Here is a 16,496-nt window from a genome sequence, read left to right on the forward strand (position 1 = left end):
TATTTATACATTAAATCTAAAGTGCATGATATCACCGTCTTCAACGATGTAGGATTTGCCCTCTACGGCGAGTTTCCCGGCCTCTTTAACAGCGTTTTCTGAACCGTACTGAATGAAGTCGTTGTATTTGATCACCTCTGCCCGGATAAATCCTTTCTCAAAATCCGTATGGATCACGCCGGCAGCCTGTGGTGCGGTAAATCCTTTTTCAATCGTCCAAGCTCTGACCTCCTGAACACCTGCGGTAAAATAGGTGGCTAGGTCCAGAAGGGAGTATGCCGCCCGGATAAGTTTGTTGACACCTGATTCGCTCAACCCCAGGTCGTCCAGAAACATCTGGCGCTCTTCGTAGCTTTCCAACTGGGCAATTTCGGATTCGATCTGTGCGGAGATAACCAGTACTTCCGCATTTTCTTCCTGCACCGCCTCTTTGACACGGTTGACGTAATCATTCCCTGTATTGACAGAGGCCTCGTCCACATTACAGACATACAATACAGGCTTGACGGTCAATAAGGTCAAATCTTCTATATATTCAAAATCTTCTTGCGAAATAGGTGCTGTACGTGCCGAACGACCGGACTCTAAGTGCTCCTTGACGACAGAAAGGATTTCGAAGGTTTTCTTTGCGTCCTTATCGCCTCCGGTTTTGGCCATTTTTTCTACTTTCTGTATACGTTTTACGACAGTGTCCAGGTCTTTGAGCTGTAGTTCAGTATCAATGATCTCCTTGTCACGAATCGGGTCCACAGATCCGTCAACATGGATGACATTGCCATCGTCAAAGCAGCGTAGTACATGTATAATGGCATTGGTCGTACGGATATTTCCCAAAAATTGATTGCCGAGACCTTCTCCTTTGGAAGCGCCCTTGACCAATCCGGCGATATCCACGATTTCTATGGTATTGGGTACAATACGTTGTGGTTTTACCAACTCGGCCAATTTGTTGAGCCGTTCGTCCGGTACGGTAATGACACCCACATTAGGCTCTATCGTACAAAACGGAAAATTGGCGGCTTGTGCCTTAGCGTTCGAAAGACAGTTGAATAAGGTCGATTTGCCCACGTTGGGTAGACCTACTATACCACATTGTAATGCCATAAAATTGTTTTTATTTGAAAATTGACGCAAAGATAGGAAAATACCATTAGAATACGAGCTTTGGATTGTTTTTGTCGGAGCATTGTTCATGCTTCAAGGATGCTGCTCTTGTTTTCACTGCTTTTTATTTATCTTTGGTTAAATGAAATCTAAAGAAATCACATCTAAAGATCCCCAAATAGAGTTGATTCTTCGTCTGAAAGCCGGAGATGTGAACACATTTAGGACTATTTACAATGAACATTGGGCAGCGGTCTATTATCAGATATTTCGTGTTCTTAAAGATGAAGAGGATACGAAAGATATTGTTCAGGAAGTATTTAGCAGTTTGTGGATTCATCGTGAAAATCTTTTGGATAAAACTAACTTGTCCGCTTATCTCTATGTGCAGGCTCGCAACCGGGTGTTGAATGTCATTGCGAGTCAAAAAGTACGCAGTAATTATTTAATTTCCATAGCTCAATATGCCGATAGCCCGTGCAATATAACAGAGGAATTGTTGGATAGTGAGGAACTCCTAAAAAGAGTACAGCAAGAAATCGATCGCTTGCCCCCCAAGATGCGGGAAATCTTTGAGCTCAGCCGCAAGGATGACCTGTCCCATAGAGAAATTGCCGAGCGATTGCATATTTCGCCCGAAACCGTAAAAAAACAGATTAAAAATGCCTTGAAAATCCTAAAACCCCGATTGAAGGATATAGGAGGAATCTGTGTTTTACTATTGTTGCGATAAAAAAATAAAAAAGGTATACCCCCAATCCCATCCTGACCTGTTATACTCATATAATCCAGATAAATCTGATTTATGAACAACGAACAGATTCGTGAGATCATTCACAAATATAATCAAGGGGAGGCAAGTCCACGGGAGCGGGCTCTTTTGGAAAACTGGTATTATCAGGAAGGGAAAAAAACTTCCCTGAAGGATGAAGACTTTTTGTTTGTCCTGCAAAAAGAAATTATATGGAATGGAACATTGCATCGCTCGGGTCTGGCTGTACCAAAGACCAGACGTCTCCGATGGTTGCCGTATGCGGCGGCTGTCGTCTTGTGTCTGCTACTGAGTATTGTTTTCATTGTGTATCAATCCGACAGGAAACAGATCTCCCAACAACGGATTTCTTTACAGGAAGTGTCACCGGGAGGAAATCAAGCCACGCTATTTTTCTCGGATGGACAGTCGGTCGAGCTACGTGCAGACCAACAGGAGATCAGGCTGAGTGGGCAGGAAATCGTATATGGTGATGGTTCGGTGGTATTGCCCAAAGATAGCCGTAGCCTCACAGTAAAGACACCAAGAGGAGGACAGTACAAACTGGTTTTGCCCGATGGTACACAGGTATGGCTCAACGCTGAATCAGAACTGACTTATCCGGAAAGTTTTGGTGTAGGGGAGAGATCTGTTACACTTCGCGGTGAGGCATATTTTGACGTAACTAAAAGCCAGCAGGGTGCCGCCTTTGTCGTACGTACACCGGAGATGGATGTAAAAGTATTGGGTACCAAGTTCAATATAAATGCTTACCCCGACGAGGTAGCTACTAAAACCACGTTGATTGAAGGTAGTGTCAGTATACAGACCGTAGAGGGGCATTCAGCGATTATTAAACCAGGTCAACAGGCTTATCAGACGATACACGGTATACAGATAGATCAAGTGGATACTCACGCTCCGGTGGCTTGGAAGGAAGGGTATTTTGCGTTTGAGAATACCCGGTTGTCGGATATTGTTAGACAATTGTCCCGTTGGTATGCGATTTCGGTAGACTATACAACCATTCCCCATTTGCATTTTACGGGAGGTATATCCCGAGATGTACCGTTGGGCCAGGTCATCGATATGTTGGAAAAGTCGGGAAAGATCAAATTTGCTTTGAAGAATAATCAATTGACGGTATCTGAAAAGCCTAAGTCGTCACCTTGACCACGAAGTAGCTACGAAGCAAATTTTTTCATGAAGCAGTTGTTTTTTTAAGGCATGAATGAGCTCGGTTCAAAAATGCTTCATATTACTTATAAAACGAGCTTAGCGGATGCTCTGGGATGACGAATTGAATAGCTTTTTAGGCTCCATCATAAAGAATATGCTAATTAACTTAAATTTATACTAACCCTAATGTGTGAAAGACTAATACATTACATGAAATCGTGCAAACGCACGGTCAAAATACTGGTCATACTACTGTATTTGTCCGGTATGCAGGTCTTCGGAAAGACCTACTCGCAGAAGATATCGATTTCGATGCAACGTGGATCGCTGGTTTCTGTTTTACAAAGCATCAAGCAACAAAGCGGCTATATGTTTCTGTACAACGATGAAGCGGTGAAAGGTATTGACGGTATTTCTGTCCATCTCAAAGAGGTGAGCCTCGAACACGCATTGGAGATCGTTTTTAAGAATCAGCCTTTTTCCTATTATTTCGAAGGGAAAACCATCGTGTTGGTTCCCAGACCCGGATTTCCTGTCAAAAGTCAAAAAGAAAAACCGGAAGTAGCGATACAGCGTACACTTCGGGCCAAAGTGACGAATCAGGCAGGCGAGCCTATTCCAGCGGCTACGGTGTCCGTAAGAGGAACGAGCCAGTCTACCAAGACGGACGCGGAAGGTGTGTTTGTACTGATGGATGTGAAGGATTCGGATGTCATTATCTTTAGCTCTGTGGGTTTTCAACAGGTGACCTTGCCGGTATCTCAGGTGGGTGCAAGTGTGATGATGCCTGAGATCGTCAGTGTACTAGATGATGTGGTAGTGACGGGATACCAGACGATCAACCGAAAACTTTTTACGGGAGCGGCCACACAGGTGAAGATGGACGATATCAAGATGGAAGGGGTGGTAGATGTGAGCCGAATGCTCGAAGGAAGAGTAGCCGGTGTATCCGTACAAAATGTTTCCGGTACATTTGGTACGGCTCCGAAGATCCGTGTACGAGGTGCGACGTCCATCAGCGGAGAAAACAAACCGCTGTGGGTCGTCGATGGTGTCGTACTGGAGGATGTGGTCAATGTGTCCAACGACCAGCTTTCCAGTGGAGACCCGCTTACGCTGTTGGGATCATCTGTAGCGGGAATAAATGCAAATGATATAGAAAGTTTTGAAGTGCTTAAAGATGCTTCTGCTACCGCACTCTATGGAGCGCGTGCGATGAACGGGGTCGTGGTCATCACGACCAAAAAAGGAAAATCCGGAAAAGCTAGGGTGATGTACAACGGAAATTTTTCTTCCTATCTGAAACCGAGCTACCGGACGTATGATATTATGAATTCAGCGGATCAGATGTCGGTGTACCTTGAGTTGGAACGTAAGGGATGGTTAAATCATTCTACGACTTCTACAGCAAAAGATGGCGGAGTATTTGCCAAGATGTATGATCTGATCAATATCTATGATGAGACTTCCGGTCAGTTTGGCTTACGCAATACCCCGGAAGCACAGAATGCCTTTCTGACCCGATATGCCAATGCCAATACGGATTGGTTTAACCTGTTGTTCAACAATTCTTTTGTACAGGAACATGCGGTATCGATATCTTCCGGGACAGAGAATGCACAGCACTATTTTTCGACCAGTTATTACAATGATAGTGGATGGACTATCGCAGATCGTGCGCAACGCTATACGGCAAATATACGCTCCAACTATAACCTTTCGGACAAGGTCAAGCTAGGTACGATCGTGAGTGCATCTGTAAGAAACCAGGATGCGCCTGGATCCAATACCCGTGTAGATGATGCTGTCCGGGGAGAGTATACCCGTGATTTTGATATCAATCCATTTAGCTATGCGCTCAATACCAGCCGTACGCTGACTGCATACGATGAGAACGGAAACCTGGAATATTTCAGACGCTCGTATGCTCCCTTCAATATCCTGAACGAATTGGAGAACAATAGCCTCAATGTTCGCGTGATGGACTTAAAGCTACAGGGCGATGTAGGTTACAAGTTTCTGGAAGATTTTGAATTCAATGTGCTGGGATCTATGCGGTATGTCAAGACAGGCCGGGATCAGCGAGTGACCGAATACTCCAATATGGCACAGGCCTATCGGGCAAACTGGTCTTCTTCGGTCGTGTCCAATAATCCCTATCTATACACGGATCCGGATTTTCCTATTGCCGAGCCGATGGTCGTATTGCCCCAAGGAGGACTGTTGCATATCACCGACGATGAGATGGTCAACTTCTATATGCGTAATACATTGAAATGGAACCGAGAATTCGACACAAAACATACCGTGTCCGCGTTCATCGGTCAGGAGATCAAGTATGCTACACGACGCAGGAATTACAACAGAGGATATGGATACCAATTTGATAGTGGAGGAGTACCGTTTACAGATTATCGTATTATCAAGCAACTGTTGGAAAGCAGCGACAATTATTTTGGACTGAATGAATGGTATGATCGGTACGCTGCATTTTTTGTCAATGCCAACTATGCGTATGACCGCCGGTACGTAGCTAACCTGACATTCCGTTATGATGGATCCAATCAAATGGGCATGAGTACGACGGCGAGGTGGCTACCTACCTGGACCTTGAGTACGGCCTGGAATATTGATGAAGAGAAGTTCATGGAAAATGCCCGTGCAATTGATTTTTTGAAACTGCGGGGTACCTATGGACTGACGGCTAGTATGGGTAGCGCAACCAACTCATCGGCTATATTCAGGGACGGGTCTACCTTCAGACCGAATCTTTCGGAATTGGAATCCAGTATCCAGTTGGTGAGCCTCGAAAACTCCGAACTCACCTGGGAGAAACAATACGAGGCAAACATCGGTGTAGACATTGGTCTGTACCGTGGAAAACTTAATTTTTCGGCTGACTATTATAATAGAAATGGTTTTGACCTGATCGGTTCCTATCGTACTTCCGGTATCGGGGGACAGGCATTCAAACAGGCCAACTATGCCGACATGAAATCTCATGGTGTGGAGTTGACATTGGGAGGGAAGATACTGAACAAAGAAGATTTTAAGTACAATGCCAACCTGACCTTTGGCTACAACAAGAATAAAATAACGAATCTGAAAAACACACCTGTGATTTACAACATGGTCGTTCCCACAGGAGGGGTGAAAGAAGGTGGAGCCGTCAGGGGATTGTATTCCATTCCGTTTGTAGGATTGGATCCGTTCACGGGAATACCTTCGTATATTACCGAAAATGGTCGTCCGGGCGTAAATGTCAACATGCAAAGCAGTGCTACGGACATATTGATCTACGAAGGATCTGTGGATCCGTTGGTGACCGGAGGTTTTTCCAATACATTTGGTTATAAACAGTTTTCCCTAAATGTGTTTTTCAGCTATCAGACCGGTAATAAAATACGTTTGAATCCATTTTATAAGAGTGTGTACTCGGATATTTCGGCCATGCCCAATGAGTTTTTTGACAGACGGGTGCTGATCGGAGATGAACAGTTCACGGGTATACCTTCGATTTTGGAGTTCAGGGAGTATACCGAACTTGGAGCGGCCTGGCCCTATCATACGTACAACTACTCGAACTATAGGGTAGTCGATGGGTCATTTATCCGTCTGAAAACCGTTTCGTTGGGATATAATATGGACGAACGGCTGGTGAAAGCCCTGGGGGTGAATAGTCTCTCTTTTAATTTACATGGAACCAATCTGTTTTTGTTGTATTCCGATAAGCGTCTTCGGGGACAGGATCCCGAATTTTTTAATGCCGGAGGCGTGGCTTTGCCGATGCCTCAACAGTTTACCTTATCGTTAAAATTGGGATTTTAAACTATGAAGAAGATGAATAACCATACAATATTGTTGTTAGTAGCATGCTCAGCTTTCGCCTTGCTGGGATGTAAAAAATACCTCGAACAGGCACCCGATCAGCGTACCCAGATCAATACACCGGAAAAAGTCGGAAAACTATTGGTTACGGCTTATCCCTCGGGCAATTATATGATGTTTGCCGAAGCGATGACGGACAACGTGACAGACAATTATGTGGAGGGGCGTACCGATGCGATCAACACGGATTCGTATTTTTGGAGAGACGTACGTTCCATATCGAGAGATTCGCCGACCAGTTACTGGAACGATGCTTATAAAGCTATTGCTGTGGCTAACCATGCGCTACGTGCTATCGAAGAGATGGGGGCAGGATCGGATTATCTGCCCTGGAAAGGCGAAGCCCTGTTGGCCCGTGCCTATGCGCATTTTATGTTGGTCAATTTATTTTCCAGATCCTACGACAAAAACACGGCAGACGGAGACCTGGGCGTACCTTACGTCACACAGCCTGAGACCGTGGTCGAGCAAAGCTACTCTCGCCATAGCGTGGAATATGTCTATGAGCAGATCGAAAAAGATCTGAAAGAGGGGCTGCCGCTGCTAAAAGATGATGTGTATAGTGTGGCTCCGTTTCATTTCACGAGAAAGGCAGCCCATGCTTTTGCCACACGGTTTTATCTCTTCTGGCAAAAACCCGAAAAAGCGATCGAGCATGCAAACAGTGTCTTTCCTGATGGAAATATTGTCGGTAAAATGCGGCCCTGGACAGGACGCTACCGCAATTTGAGTTACAATGAGCTGGCCGTGGAATACACCAAAGCTACCGAACCGGCAAACCTGTTGCTGATCGAAACCCAATCCTGGTGGGGAAGCCGTTGGCGGGATTACCGCTACAGCACCTCGGTTGGTCAACGCAACCAGATATTTGGTTTGAGCGGTGAACGTAATATCACCGGAGGCACATTGGCGTACATCACCGGACAAGTAGGGTTGACCTCGTATTATGTACGCAAATTCACCTACTTTTTTGCACGGATAGGTGGAAGCAGTGGAACGACCGGATATGGTTATACGGTCATTCCTGCGCTGACTACCGAGGAGGTCCTGTTCAACCGGGCAGAAGCATACATTATGCTGGAGCGCTACGATGATGCCCTGAACGACATCAATACGTTTATCCGTCAAAGGGTCATGGATTACAATCCTGCTACCCATGACCTCACCCTTGACAAGGCAAAAGCGTATTATGCAGTGAGTCAGGACAATGAGGCATTGATCAAAGCCATCCTGGATTTGAAGCGGCCTGAATTTATCCACGAAGGGATGCGGTGGTTTGATATTCTTCGGCATCGCTTGCCGGTTGTCCATATGGATATAGAGGGGCGTAGCTATACGTTGACGGCCAACGATCTCCGAAAGACATTGCAATTGCCGCAGGAGGCACTGAACGATCCTGGAATACAGCCCAATCCAAGGTAATAGGAGTGTATGAATAAACAGATAATACAGACTAATATAACAGGCAGATGAAAGCATTGAGATATATTTTTTTCTTTTTGGCGGTGTTCGCAGCAGGCTGCAAGACCGAACCACCTCTGGATAAGCAAATCGGTGAATACGACCGCGATGGATGGCAACGTACAGAGATAGACGACTGGTTACGGGAAACTTTTACAGATCCCTACAATATCGAAGTAAAGTACCGTTGGGACGCATCCGAATTTGCACAGAACAGGACGTTTGTGCCTGTGGAAATGGACAAAATACAGCCATTTATGAACTTTGTCAAAGCGGCCGTCATCGATGTGACCGCACAAGTGAACGGGGCCGACTTTGTGAAAAAACACTTTCCAAAGCAGTTTATGCTGGCGGGAAGTTATTTTTATAATGTAGACGGTACGGTTTATGCCGGTATTGCGGAAAATGCCCGTAAAGTCTTTCTTTTCGGGGTCAATAATTTTGGAGGAGAGAGTGCTGCAGAGATCAAAAGTAAAGTGCGGCTGATCTACCACGAGTTGACGCATATTTTGCACCAAAAGGTCATGTATCCGGTAGAGTTCAAGAGCGTCACTCCCGGAGCGTATACGTCAAACTGGAATGCCGTGAGCCTGCAAAATGCACGGAATGCAGGATTCATGAATGCGTATTCCATGAGTACACCAAATGAGGATTTTGCCGAAATAACCGCAAACATTCTCGTGAATGGCCGGGTGGGATTTGAAAGTATCATTGCTTCTGCCAATGCAGAAGGGCAGGTGCTGATCCGGCAGAAAGCAGCTATTCTGGTCGACTATTTCGCACAGGTATGGGGTGTGGATATATGGGCATGGGCAGATGCACTGGCTGCCAAAATGGATGAACTGGTCGAGGAGCCCGTGATTGAGCCGGATTTTGATGCACCGCTTTATCCGCAATTGGGTCTGGAAAAAGCCTATTCCTCGGTGATTGTCGATATGGAACATCCGTCTATTCCGGCCAATGTGAAGAACCTATGGGCACAAGCCGAGGCAAATCTATTGATTATGAGTGGTGGACGATCGTTCCACAACCAGTTCGCCATGCGTTTCACCAGCAACAACACGGTACAACTGATCTTCTATTATTATGAAGCCAATGGATTGTCGAGCGAACCTCAGCGCCTGAATTACCAGATTGCACCCCAATCGGATGGCAGCTATCGGTTTACGTATTTCTCCAGCCCTACATCAGCGGCTAACTTGCGAATCTTGCCGGCATTGGATCCTTTTCTCAGGGAATGGTTTGATGCGAATCCGTTTTTGGTAGAATGGGCAAGCGAAGCAATCGCCCCGCCACAGGAAGACGAAAAATATGTGCACATTGTTCAGGCCGATGATCCGACGTATTTCATTGTCGGTGAATTGGGCAATATTGATTTGACGTCAAATATATGGCCTTTTGGTACTACCGATCCACAAGAGCCACTACATGATAAACTCGGGACAGGATCTGATAAATTGTATTCTACACTTTTGTTTTCGGACCATACGGCACAGTCACAGGGTTTTAAAGATGATTGGGAAGCCGTCAAAACGGCAGTTCGTGAATCGCATGCAAGTTATCCGGCTAATCACCGAACGCTCTTCGGTATGGCGCTATATATTGGGGCAACACTTAATGATGCCAAGTTAGCCGTGTTCTACGGGCATGCCTCGAACATCACCAGTCCCAATTCGGTCGCTCGTTACAATTTAAATCTTTCCATCGATGCAAATGGTATAGTCAAAGTGACGAACTTAACGAATGATACCTTTAATGGTAATGCAGCTAATCTTCGAACGATCCTGCAACCATTTTTTGACAAATATATTATCCATGCCAGTGGGATGCGTATTATTTACGCGCCCGAATCTGTTGCTGTTCCGCCGGCAGGGGAGAAATATGGTATGATCATTCCGGTCAACAGTCCGAATAACTATTTTTTCGGGTTAGTGAATAACTTTCCGATCCTAACAGCTACGACTGCGGCTAATATGCCAACAGTATTTAATTGATAAAATAATGAAAAGATTTAGTTTATATAATATCCTGGTATTTTTGGCATTAGCCATCACATCCTGTCAGAAAGAACTGAAACCCGTATTGGGAGATCCTGACGAACGGCTCAATGCAGTGTTGACTGCCTACAAAGAGCAGTTAGTGTCTGCAGAGCACGGTTGGAACGGCCACATCTTCACCAAATTTGGCGGTGGCTACTCCTTTCATTTTGTTTTTCATGAGGATGGACGGGTGGAAATGGTCGGCGATCTGAATGAAGAAACGGTTACCGAAGTAAATGAATCCACCTGGCGGCTTAAATCCAGCCAACAGTCCCTGTTGATTTTTGACACGTATTCTTACCTGCACCTGTTGGCAGATCCTAATCGTAATGTGTTTGACGGACAGCCCGGACAAGGTTACGGATCCGATTATGAATTTGCCTTTGTAGAATCAGCAGGAGACACCTTACGCTTTCAGGGAAAGCTTAATAAGATTGACTTCTATATGGTCAAGGCTACCCAACAGGATGTGCAGGATTGGCAATCGGGACAGGTATTGGAAGTGGCAACCAAAATAAAGCGAAATCGTTTTGCTGCTTCGGTTGCAGGTGATTTGAAATTTATGGTCAATACCGAAAAGAAGACTGTGCTCTTTGCAGGGGCACAAAACGGGCAGTTTGTCTCCATACCGTACACGTACAATAACAGGGGCATTTCGCTGAAAACTCCATTTCACAAAGGAACATATACATTTAGTGAAATTTACTGGGATGACAATATCGAAACCTATTTTGTGCAATCAGATGGTCAACGGATAAACCTGGTGGTTTCGCAGACGCCGTTATTTCCCCTTGTCCCTATGGTGGGATACGGTAAGGAATTTGCCACGATCGAATTCAACGGCGATCAGCTTGATCCTCGCCTGTCTCCGGGATTAAACGATAGGTGGGATCAGGCCAAAGAAAACAATTTGCTCTATATGGGGCCGCCTATCGGACGTATATTGTTGGACTATGCCGTGATGCGTTTTCTCGCGAGCGGTGAAGTGTCTATTCATTTCCGTTATAAGCATCCTGTGGATGGGACACTTTTTACTGTAGGGATCTGGTATCGTTTGCAGGTCAACTCCAATGGTACACTACAATTTACGTATCTTAGACGGGACAATAACACCTTATTTAATGACGAACGTATCATGAAACCTTTCACCGCAGATTTTTTTGCCGCCAAGACATTTAGGGTGGACTGGGTTGAAAACCCAGACCCAAATTCACTCCATTTGGTCGCAGGTCTGTATGTTGTCGATGATGCTGCTGACTTTTTTTATGGTATTCCTCGTTGATTGAATAGTTGCATGTATACATGAATAAGAGCAATGAATAAGAGCAGAAATATCCGATATATCGTATGGCCGCTGTTGTTGCTGTTTGTGCAATTTGCAAAAGCACAATGGTCATCTGATAGTATAGCCATTGTCGAGCAGGCACTCTCTTCTTGGAACCAAGAAACACCGGGAGGTGTATTGCAGATTGCTCGGGCAGGAGAGATCATTTACCAGAAATCTTTTGGAATGGCAGAGTTAGAACATCGTGTGCCAAATACCTCGAGTACATTGTTTGAAGCTGGTTCGGTATCCAAACAGTTTACGGCTGCGGCTTTGTTGCTGTTGATCAAAGATGGTAAGTTGGCCCTGACGGACGATATTCGTCAGTATATCTCCGAATTGCCCGATTATGGTCATAAGATCACGATCCACCATCTACTCACCCACACCAGTGGGATCAAGGATTGGGGAACTGTCGTCGCAATGGGTGGATGGCCCAGGACTACCCGGGTATACACACAGCAACATGTGTATGATATTATATTCCGGCAAAAGAGCCTAAATTTCATTCCGGGCACCCATTTTGCCTATAGCAATTCCAATCATAATCTGATGGTATTGTTGATAGAGCGTATTACGGGGCGTCCTTTTACGGATTTTACCCAATCGGAATTGTTTGATCCTGTAGGAATGAAACATACCCAATGGCGGACAGACTTCCGTCGGGTCGTACCGGATCGGGCGATAGCCTATCGGATGCATGAAAATGTGTATGAACAGTTCATGCCATTTGAAAATACCTATGGTCATGCCGCGCTGTTGACCACGACCGAAGATCTGATCCGATGGAACCAATGGTTGGCCGACCTTACATGGGGTGAAGCATTTGAGCAGCTGAGACTATTGCCGTACACGTTTGCCAACGGAACGAAAAGCGAATATACCTGTGGTGCATTGTTTGTCCGCGCGATCAACGGGCAGACGGAAATTTGTCATACAGGCTCTACGGCGGGGTACCGTTCGTGGTTAGCGTACTATCCGGTATTGAAACTATCTGTGGCATATCTGTCTAATGATGCAAGCGTTCCTTCTATTGCTGTGGCACGATTGGTCTCGGATATGTTTGTAGGAGCTCATTCATTAAGATTGCCTATGCAATACAATCCTGCGCATATACAATCGATAGATCCTGCTATACAAGCGGGTATATACAAACGTATTGATGGACCACAGGTATTGGAATGGATACATCGTGGCGATTCCTTGTATTTGGCTCGTGATCCCGAGTGGAATGGCATGTACAATGATCCTTGGAAGACCGGTACCCGAAAATTCAGTTTTTTTGGTCAGGATGTGGAAATCGCTACAGCGAATGGTATACAGCATTACAGGAAGGTAAAACCGATCGACCTGTCTGATACAAGGCTGTCCGGATTGTCCGGACGCTATTTTTCGGAGGAAGCCGGAGGAGAGATTTCGATAGCGTGGTCGGAGACAGAAAAAACATTTCGAATGAATTTTGAAAATGGACAATCGACCTCCGTGATATCTGCATTTATCGATGAAGGAAAAAAGGTGTCACTTCTTACCGAAAACCATATTTTCCTTACACTTGAATATGGTCAAGGCAAAGAAAATATCACTAGGTTTAGGGCAGATCTCTCACAAGAGAGTTTTGGCATGGCCAGGGCGGATAATCTGGTTTTCGAAAGACGTTAGCTATATATCGAACGAGAATAGAATATTAAATAAATGATGGTATGAAAAAAGTTTTGTTGTTATCTCTGGTATTTTTTGTGTTGATAGTGCCTTTGCGCGCTCAGGTTTCTGTCGGACAGTATAGTTTTACGGAAGATCTGAAACATCCTTATACCCCTTTCAAGATGCAGGGCAATACGGGTACATGTTGGAGTTTTGCGACGATCTCCTTTTGGGAATCCGAATTGATCCGTCAAGGCAAAGGTTCGTTGGACCTGGCCGAGATGTATGTGGTACGGCATGCGTATAAGGAAAAGGCTGCTAATTATATCTTGCGTCAGGGCAGTGCACGGTTTACACAAGGGGGATTGGCCCATGATGTGATCCGCCTGATCGATACGTATGGTATCGTGCCACAGGGTGTGTATGACCAAAAGGGTACAAAGGATGGGAAATACAATCATACAGAATTGTACAACACGCTCAAAGCGTATGTAGATACAGTCATAGCTACACAAAAGCGAGGTGTTCGTGTGGATTGGCGTGTAGGAGTGGATCGTTTGTTGGATCGTTTTTTTGGCGAAGTGCCTAAGGAGTTTGCGTACCAGGGTAAGAGCTATAACGCTAAGAGTTTTGCCCAGTATTTGGGGCTGAAAGCCGAAGACTATGTGACATTGACATCTTTTTCACACCATCCGTATTATCGGCCATTCATTCTTGAAGTACCCGACAATTGGTCCAATGGACTTCATTATAATCTACCGTTGGACGAGTTGGTACACGTTCTTGACTATGCACTAGACCATGGTTTTACGGTCGAGTGGGATGCCGATACGCACAACAATGGTTTTTCAAATACATTGGGATTGGCAGTGGCACCACAGCAGGACGTCAGCAAAATAGAAAAAGGCAAAAAAGATCAGTTTTTGGCTTCGGCAGTACATGCTGAAAAAGAGATTTCTCAGACATTTAGACAACAGTTGTTTGAGGATTATACCATTACAGACGATCATTTGATGCATATCACGGGTCGTGCAAAGGATCAACATGGTAATATATTCTATTATACCAAAAATTCTTCGGGAGATGGTATAAGGCCTACAAAGGGTTATATTTACGCATCGTTGCCCTATATTCGATTGCACACGATTTCCTTCATGGTACACAAGGATGCCATGCCCCATCTTATTCGTGCCAAATTAAACTTATAGCCCATGAAAGCATTGCTTGTCTGTTTGTATTTGATCGGTGGTATTTCGTTTATAAATGCTCAAACAAATCCAGATTCGTTATGGATGGCGGACAATTATGTCAAGGAGGAGGTAATGGTGCCTATGCGGGATGGTGTACGTTTGTTTACATCTATCTATAGGCCCAAAGAGGGAAAAGATCATCCTATCCTCTTGACTCGTACGCCTTATTCGTCAGCACCTTATGGAAAAGGTTTCCGTCCTTGGTGGGATGGTCATTTCAACGAGTATGTCAGGCACAACTATATTTTGGTTATACAGGATGTGCGTGGAAGGTGGCGAAGCGAAGGAACATTTGTTAATATTCGTCCACTAGTCGACACGTTGCAATATCCAGAAGCCATCGATGAACGTACCGACTCTTATGATGCGATGGAATGGTTGGTCAATAATGTGCAGGGCAATAACGGTAAAATCGGTGTTTACGGTGGATCTTATGGTGGATTCTATACCTTAATGGCGGCTTTAAGCAGACATCCGGCTCTACAGGCAATCAATCCACAGGCTCCTGTAACGGATTGGTTTATCGGTGATGATTTTCATCACAATGGCGCATTTTTCCTTATAGATGCATTTAGTTTTTTTACAGAGCAGGATAAATTCAGATCTTCTCCTACCTCTACTTATAATACCAGTTCACCATTTCCGTACGTGGACAATTATGATTTTTTCCTTAAAAATGGGGCATTGAAAAATTTCACGACACTGACCGGTGATAGTATTCCTTTTTGGAACGACCTGATGGTAGACAGGACGTACCGTCCGTGGTGGTATGAACGTACAGTAACCAATTTTTTGAAGGATTTGACTGTACCTACACTGGTTGTGGGTAGTCCATTTGATGCGGAGAATACGTATGGTGGCTGGGAAACTTACAGGCGTATGCGTGAAATGAGTCCAGCTTCGCCTTTAACTCTAGTCATGGGGCCTTGGTATCACATGCAATGGGTCAGGGACACACTTGACTTTATCGGAAATATCCATTTTCCCGGAAAAACATCCAGATGGTACGCTGAGCATATAGAATATCCTTTTTTTCACTATTACCTATTAGGTCAGGGCAAATGGGAAGTTCCGAACGGTACAGCAAATATATACATTTCGGGTAGAAATCAATGGCATACGTTTCCCCATTGGCCTCCACCGGATATAGAGCATAGAGCAATTTACCTACGTGCTCAGCAGAAGCTCTCGTGGACTCCTTCGCAAGAATCTCAGGGAGAAAGTTCTTATGTCAGTGACCCTTCCCGTCCTGTGCCTTATACGGAGGGGGTACATAGGGTGCGTACATTGACTTATATGACAGATGACCAGCGATTTGCTGCCCGCAGGCCGGACGTCCTTGTTTTTCAGACGGATGTGTTGGAAGAGGACTTGACACTTGCTGGCCCTCTTGTCGCCGATCTGCAAGTACGTGTGAGCACCACCGATGCGGATTTTGTTGTCAAGGTCATCGACGTATTTCCAGAGGACTTTAGTTATGGCGATCCGATTCCGAGCAGACACCGAAGGATAACGTCGCCTACCTATCCGATGGGTGGTTACCAAATGTTGGTTCGGGGTGAGGTGCTTCGTGGAAAATTTCGGAAGAGCTTTGATAAGCCGGAACCTTTTGTGCCCAACCAACCCGAGCAAGTTTGCTTTACTTTACCTGATGTAGCGTATACGTTCAAGAAAGGGCATCGGCTTATGGTGCAGATACAAAGTTCGTGGTTTCCTTTGGTCGATCGCAACCCACAGCAATTTCTCGATATCTATAACTGCACGGATGAAGATTTCGTACCCTCTATTATCCGTATACTACATAATTCGATACATTCATCCAAGTTGATCTTACCGGTTTTATCTGCCCCCTAATCTTT

Annotated in this window: 10 protein-coding genes; 9 read left to right on the plus strand and 1 reads right to left on the minus strand. The window is 45.1% G+C overall.

Annotation, left to right across the window (positions count from 1 at the left end):
* Positions 1–3: 3 nt before the first annotated feature.
* The gene (gene ychF / locus G5B00_RS05780) at positions 4–1,104 is read right to left on the minus strand and encodes a redox-regulated ATPase YchF (protein WP_163872326.1); all 1,101 of its coding nucleotides are present in this window, start codon (positions 1,102–1,104) and stop codon (positions 4–6) included.
* Between the two features lie 142 nt (positions 1,105–1,246).
* On the opposite strand from ychF, the gene G5B00_RS05785 reads away from it, so the two are divergent.
* The 9 genes from G5B00_RS05785 to G5B00_RS05825 all read left to right on the plus strand — a co-directional run bounded on the left by G5B00_RS05785 (position 1,247) and on the right by G5B00_RS05825 (position 16,491).
* Positions 1,247–1,837, plus strand: coding sequence for an RNA polymerase sigma factor (locus G5B00_RS05785; protein ID WP_163872327.1), 591 nt, complete (start codon positions 1,247–1,249; stop codon positions 1,835–1,837).
* A gap of 72 nt (positions 1,838–1,909) precedes the next feature.
* A complete protein-coding gene (locus G5B00_RS05790) occupies positions 1,910–3,028 on the plus strand; it encodes a FecR family protein (RefSeq protein ID WP_163872328.1) in 1,119 nt (372 codons plus the stop codon).
* A gap of 216 nt (positions 3,029–3,244) precedes the next feature.
* A complete protein-coding gene (locus G5B00_RS05795; protein WP_240894399.1) occupies positions 3,245–6,862 on the plus strand; it encodes a SusC/RagA family TonB-linked outer membrane protein in 3,618 nt (1,205 codons plus the stop codon).
* A gap of 12 nt (positions 6,863–6,874) precedes the next feature.
* The gene (locus G5B00_RS05800) at positions 6,875–8,344 is read left to right on the plus strand and encodes a RagB/SusD family nutrient uptake outer membrane protein (protein WP_205966320.1); all 1,470 of its coding nucleotides are present in this window, start codon (positions 6,875–6,877) and stop codon (positions 8,342–8,344) included.
* 47 nt (positions 8,345–8,391) lie between these two features.
* The gene (locus tag G5B00_RS05805) at positions 8,392–10,377 is read left to right on the plus strand and encodes a substrate import-associated zinc metallohydrolase lipoprotein (protein ID WP_163872331.1); all 1,986 of its coding nucleotides are present in this window, start codon (positions 8,392–8,394) and stop codon (positions 10,375–10,377) included.
* A 7-nt stretch (positions 10,378–10,384) separates the two neighbouring features.
* Positions 10,385–11,704: a DUF4302 domain-containing protein gene (locus G5B00_RS05810; RefSeq protein ID WP_163872332.1), complete on the plus strand. Its 1,320-nt coding sequence runs from the start codon at positions 10,385–10,387 to the stop codon at positions 11,702–11,704.
* Between the two features lie 33 nt (positions 11,705–11,737).
* The gene (locus G5B00_RS05815) at positions 11,738–13,405 is read left to right on the plus strand and encodes a serine hydrolase domain-containing protein (protein ID WP_163872333.1); all 1,668 of its coding nucleotides are present in this window, start codon (positions 11,738–11,740) and stop codon (positions 13,403–13,405) included.
* Between the two features lie 41 nt (positions 13,406–13,446).
* Complete coding sequence (locus G5B00_RS05820) at positions 13,447–14,595, plus strand: C1 family peptidase (RefSeq protein WP_163872334.1); 1,149 nt, start codon at positions 13,447–13,449, stop codon at positions 14,593–14,595.
* A 3-nt stretch (positions 14,596–14,598) separates the two neighbouring features.
* Positions 14,599–16,491, plus strand: coding sequence for a CocE/NonD family hydrolase (locus G5B00_RS05825; protein WP_163872335.1), 1,893 nt, complete (start codon positions 14,599–14,601; stop codon positions 16,489–16,491).
* The last annotated feature ends 5 nt before the right edge of the window (positions 16,492–16,496 follow it).

The sequence above is a fragment of the Parapedobacter sp. SGR-10 genome (assembly GCF_011030405.1).
Classification (GTDB): domain Bacteria; phylum Bacteroidota; class Bacteroidia; order Sphingobacteriales; family Sphingobacteriaceae; genus Sphingobacterium.

Excerpts from the sequence above, each read along its gene's own strand:
- G5B00_RS05795 (WP_240894399.1), top strand. The coding sequence starts at position 3,245 with ATGAAATCGTGCAAACGCACGGTCAAAATACTGGTCATACTACTGTAT.
- G5B00_RS05820 (WP_163872334.1), top strand. The coding sequence starts at position 13,447 with ATGAAAAAAGTTTTGTTGTTATCTCTGGTATTTTTTGTGTTGATAGTG.
- G5B00_RS05805 (WP_163872331.1), top strand. The coding sequence starts at position 8,392 with ATGAAAGCATTGAGATATATTTTTTTCTTTTTGGCGGTGTTCGCAGCA.
- G5B00_RS05790 (WP_163872328.1), top strand. The coding sequence starts at position 1,910 with ATGAACAACGAACAGATTCGTGAGATCATTCACAAATATAATCAAGGG.
- G5B00_RS05815 (WP_163872333.1), top strand. The coding sequence starts at position 11,738 with ATGAATAAGAGCAGAAATATCCGATATATCGTATGGCCGCTGTTGTTG.
- G5B00_RS05825 (WP_163872335.1), top strand. The coding sequence starts at position 14,599 with ATGAAAGCATTGCTTGTCTGTTTGTATTTGATCGGTGGTATTTCGTTT.
- G5B00_RS05785 (WP_163872327.1), top strand. The coding sequence starts at position 1,247 with ATGAAATCTAAAGAAATCACATCTAAAGATCCCCAAATAGAGTTGATT.
- G5B00_RS05810 (WP_163872332.1), top strand. The coding sequence starts at position 10,385 with ATGAAAAGATTTAGTTTATATAATATCCTGGTATTTTTGGCATTAGCC.
- ychF (WP_163872326.1), bottom strand. The coding sequence starts at position 1,104 with ATGGCATTACAATGTGGTATAGTAGGTCTACCCAACGTGGGCAAATCG.
- G5B00_RS05800 (WP_205966320.1), top strand. The coding sequence starts at position 6,875 with ATGAATAACCATACAATATTGTTGTTAGTAGCATGCTCAGCTTTCGCC.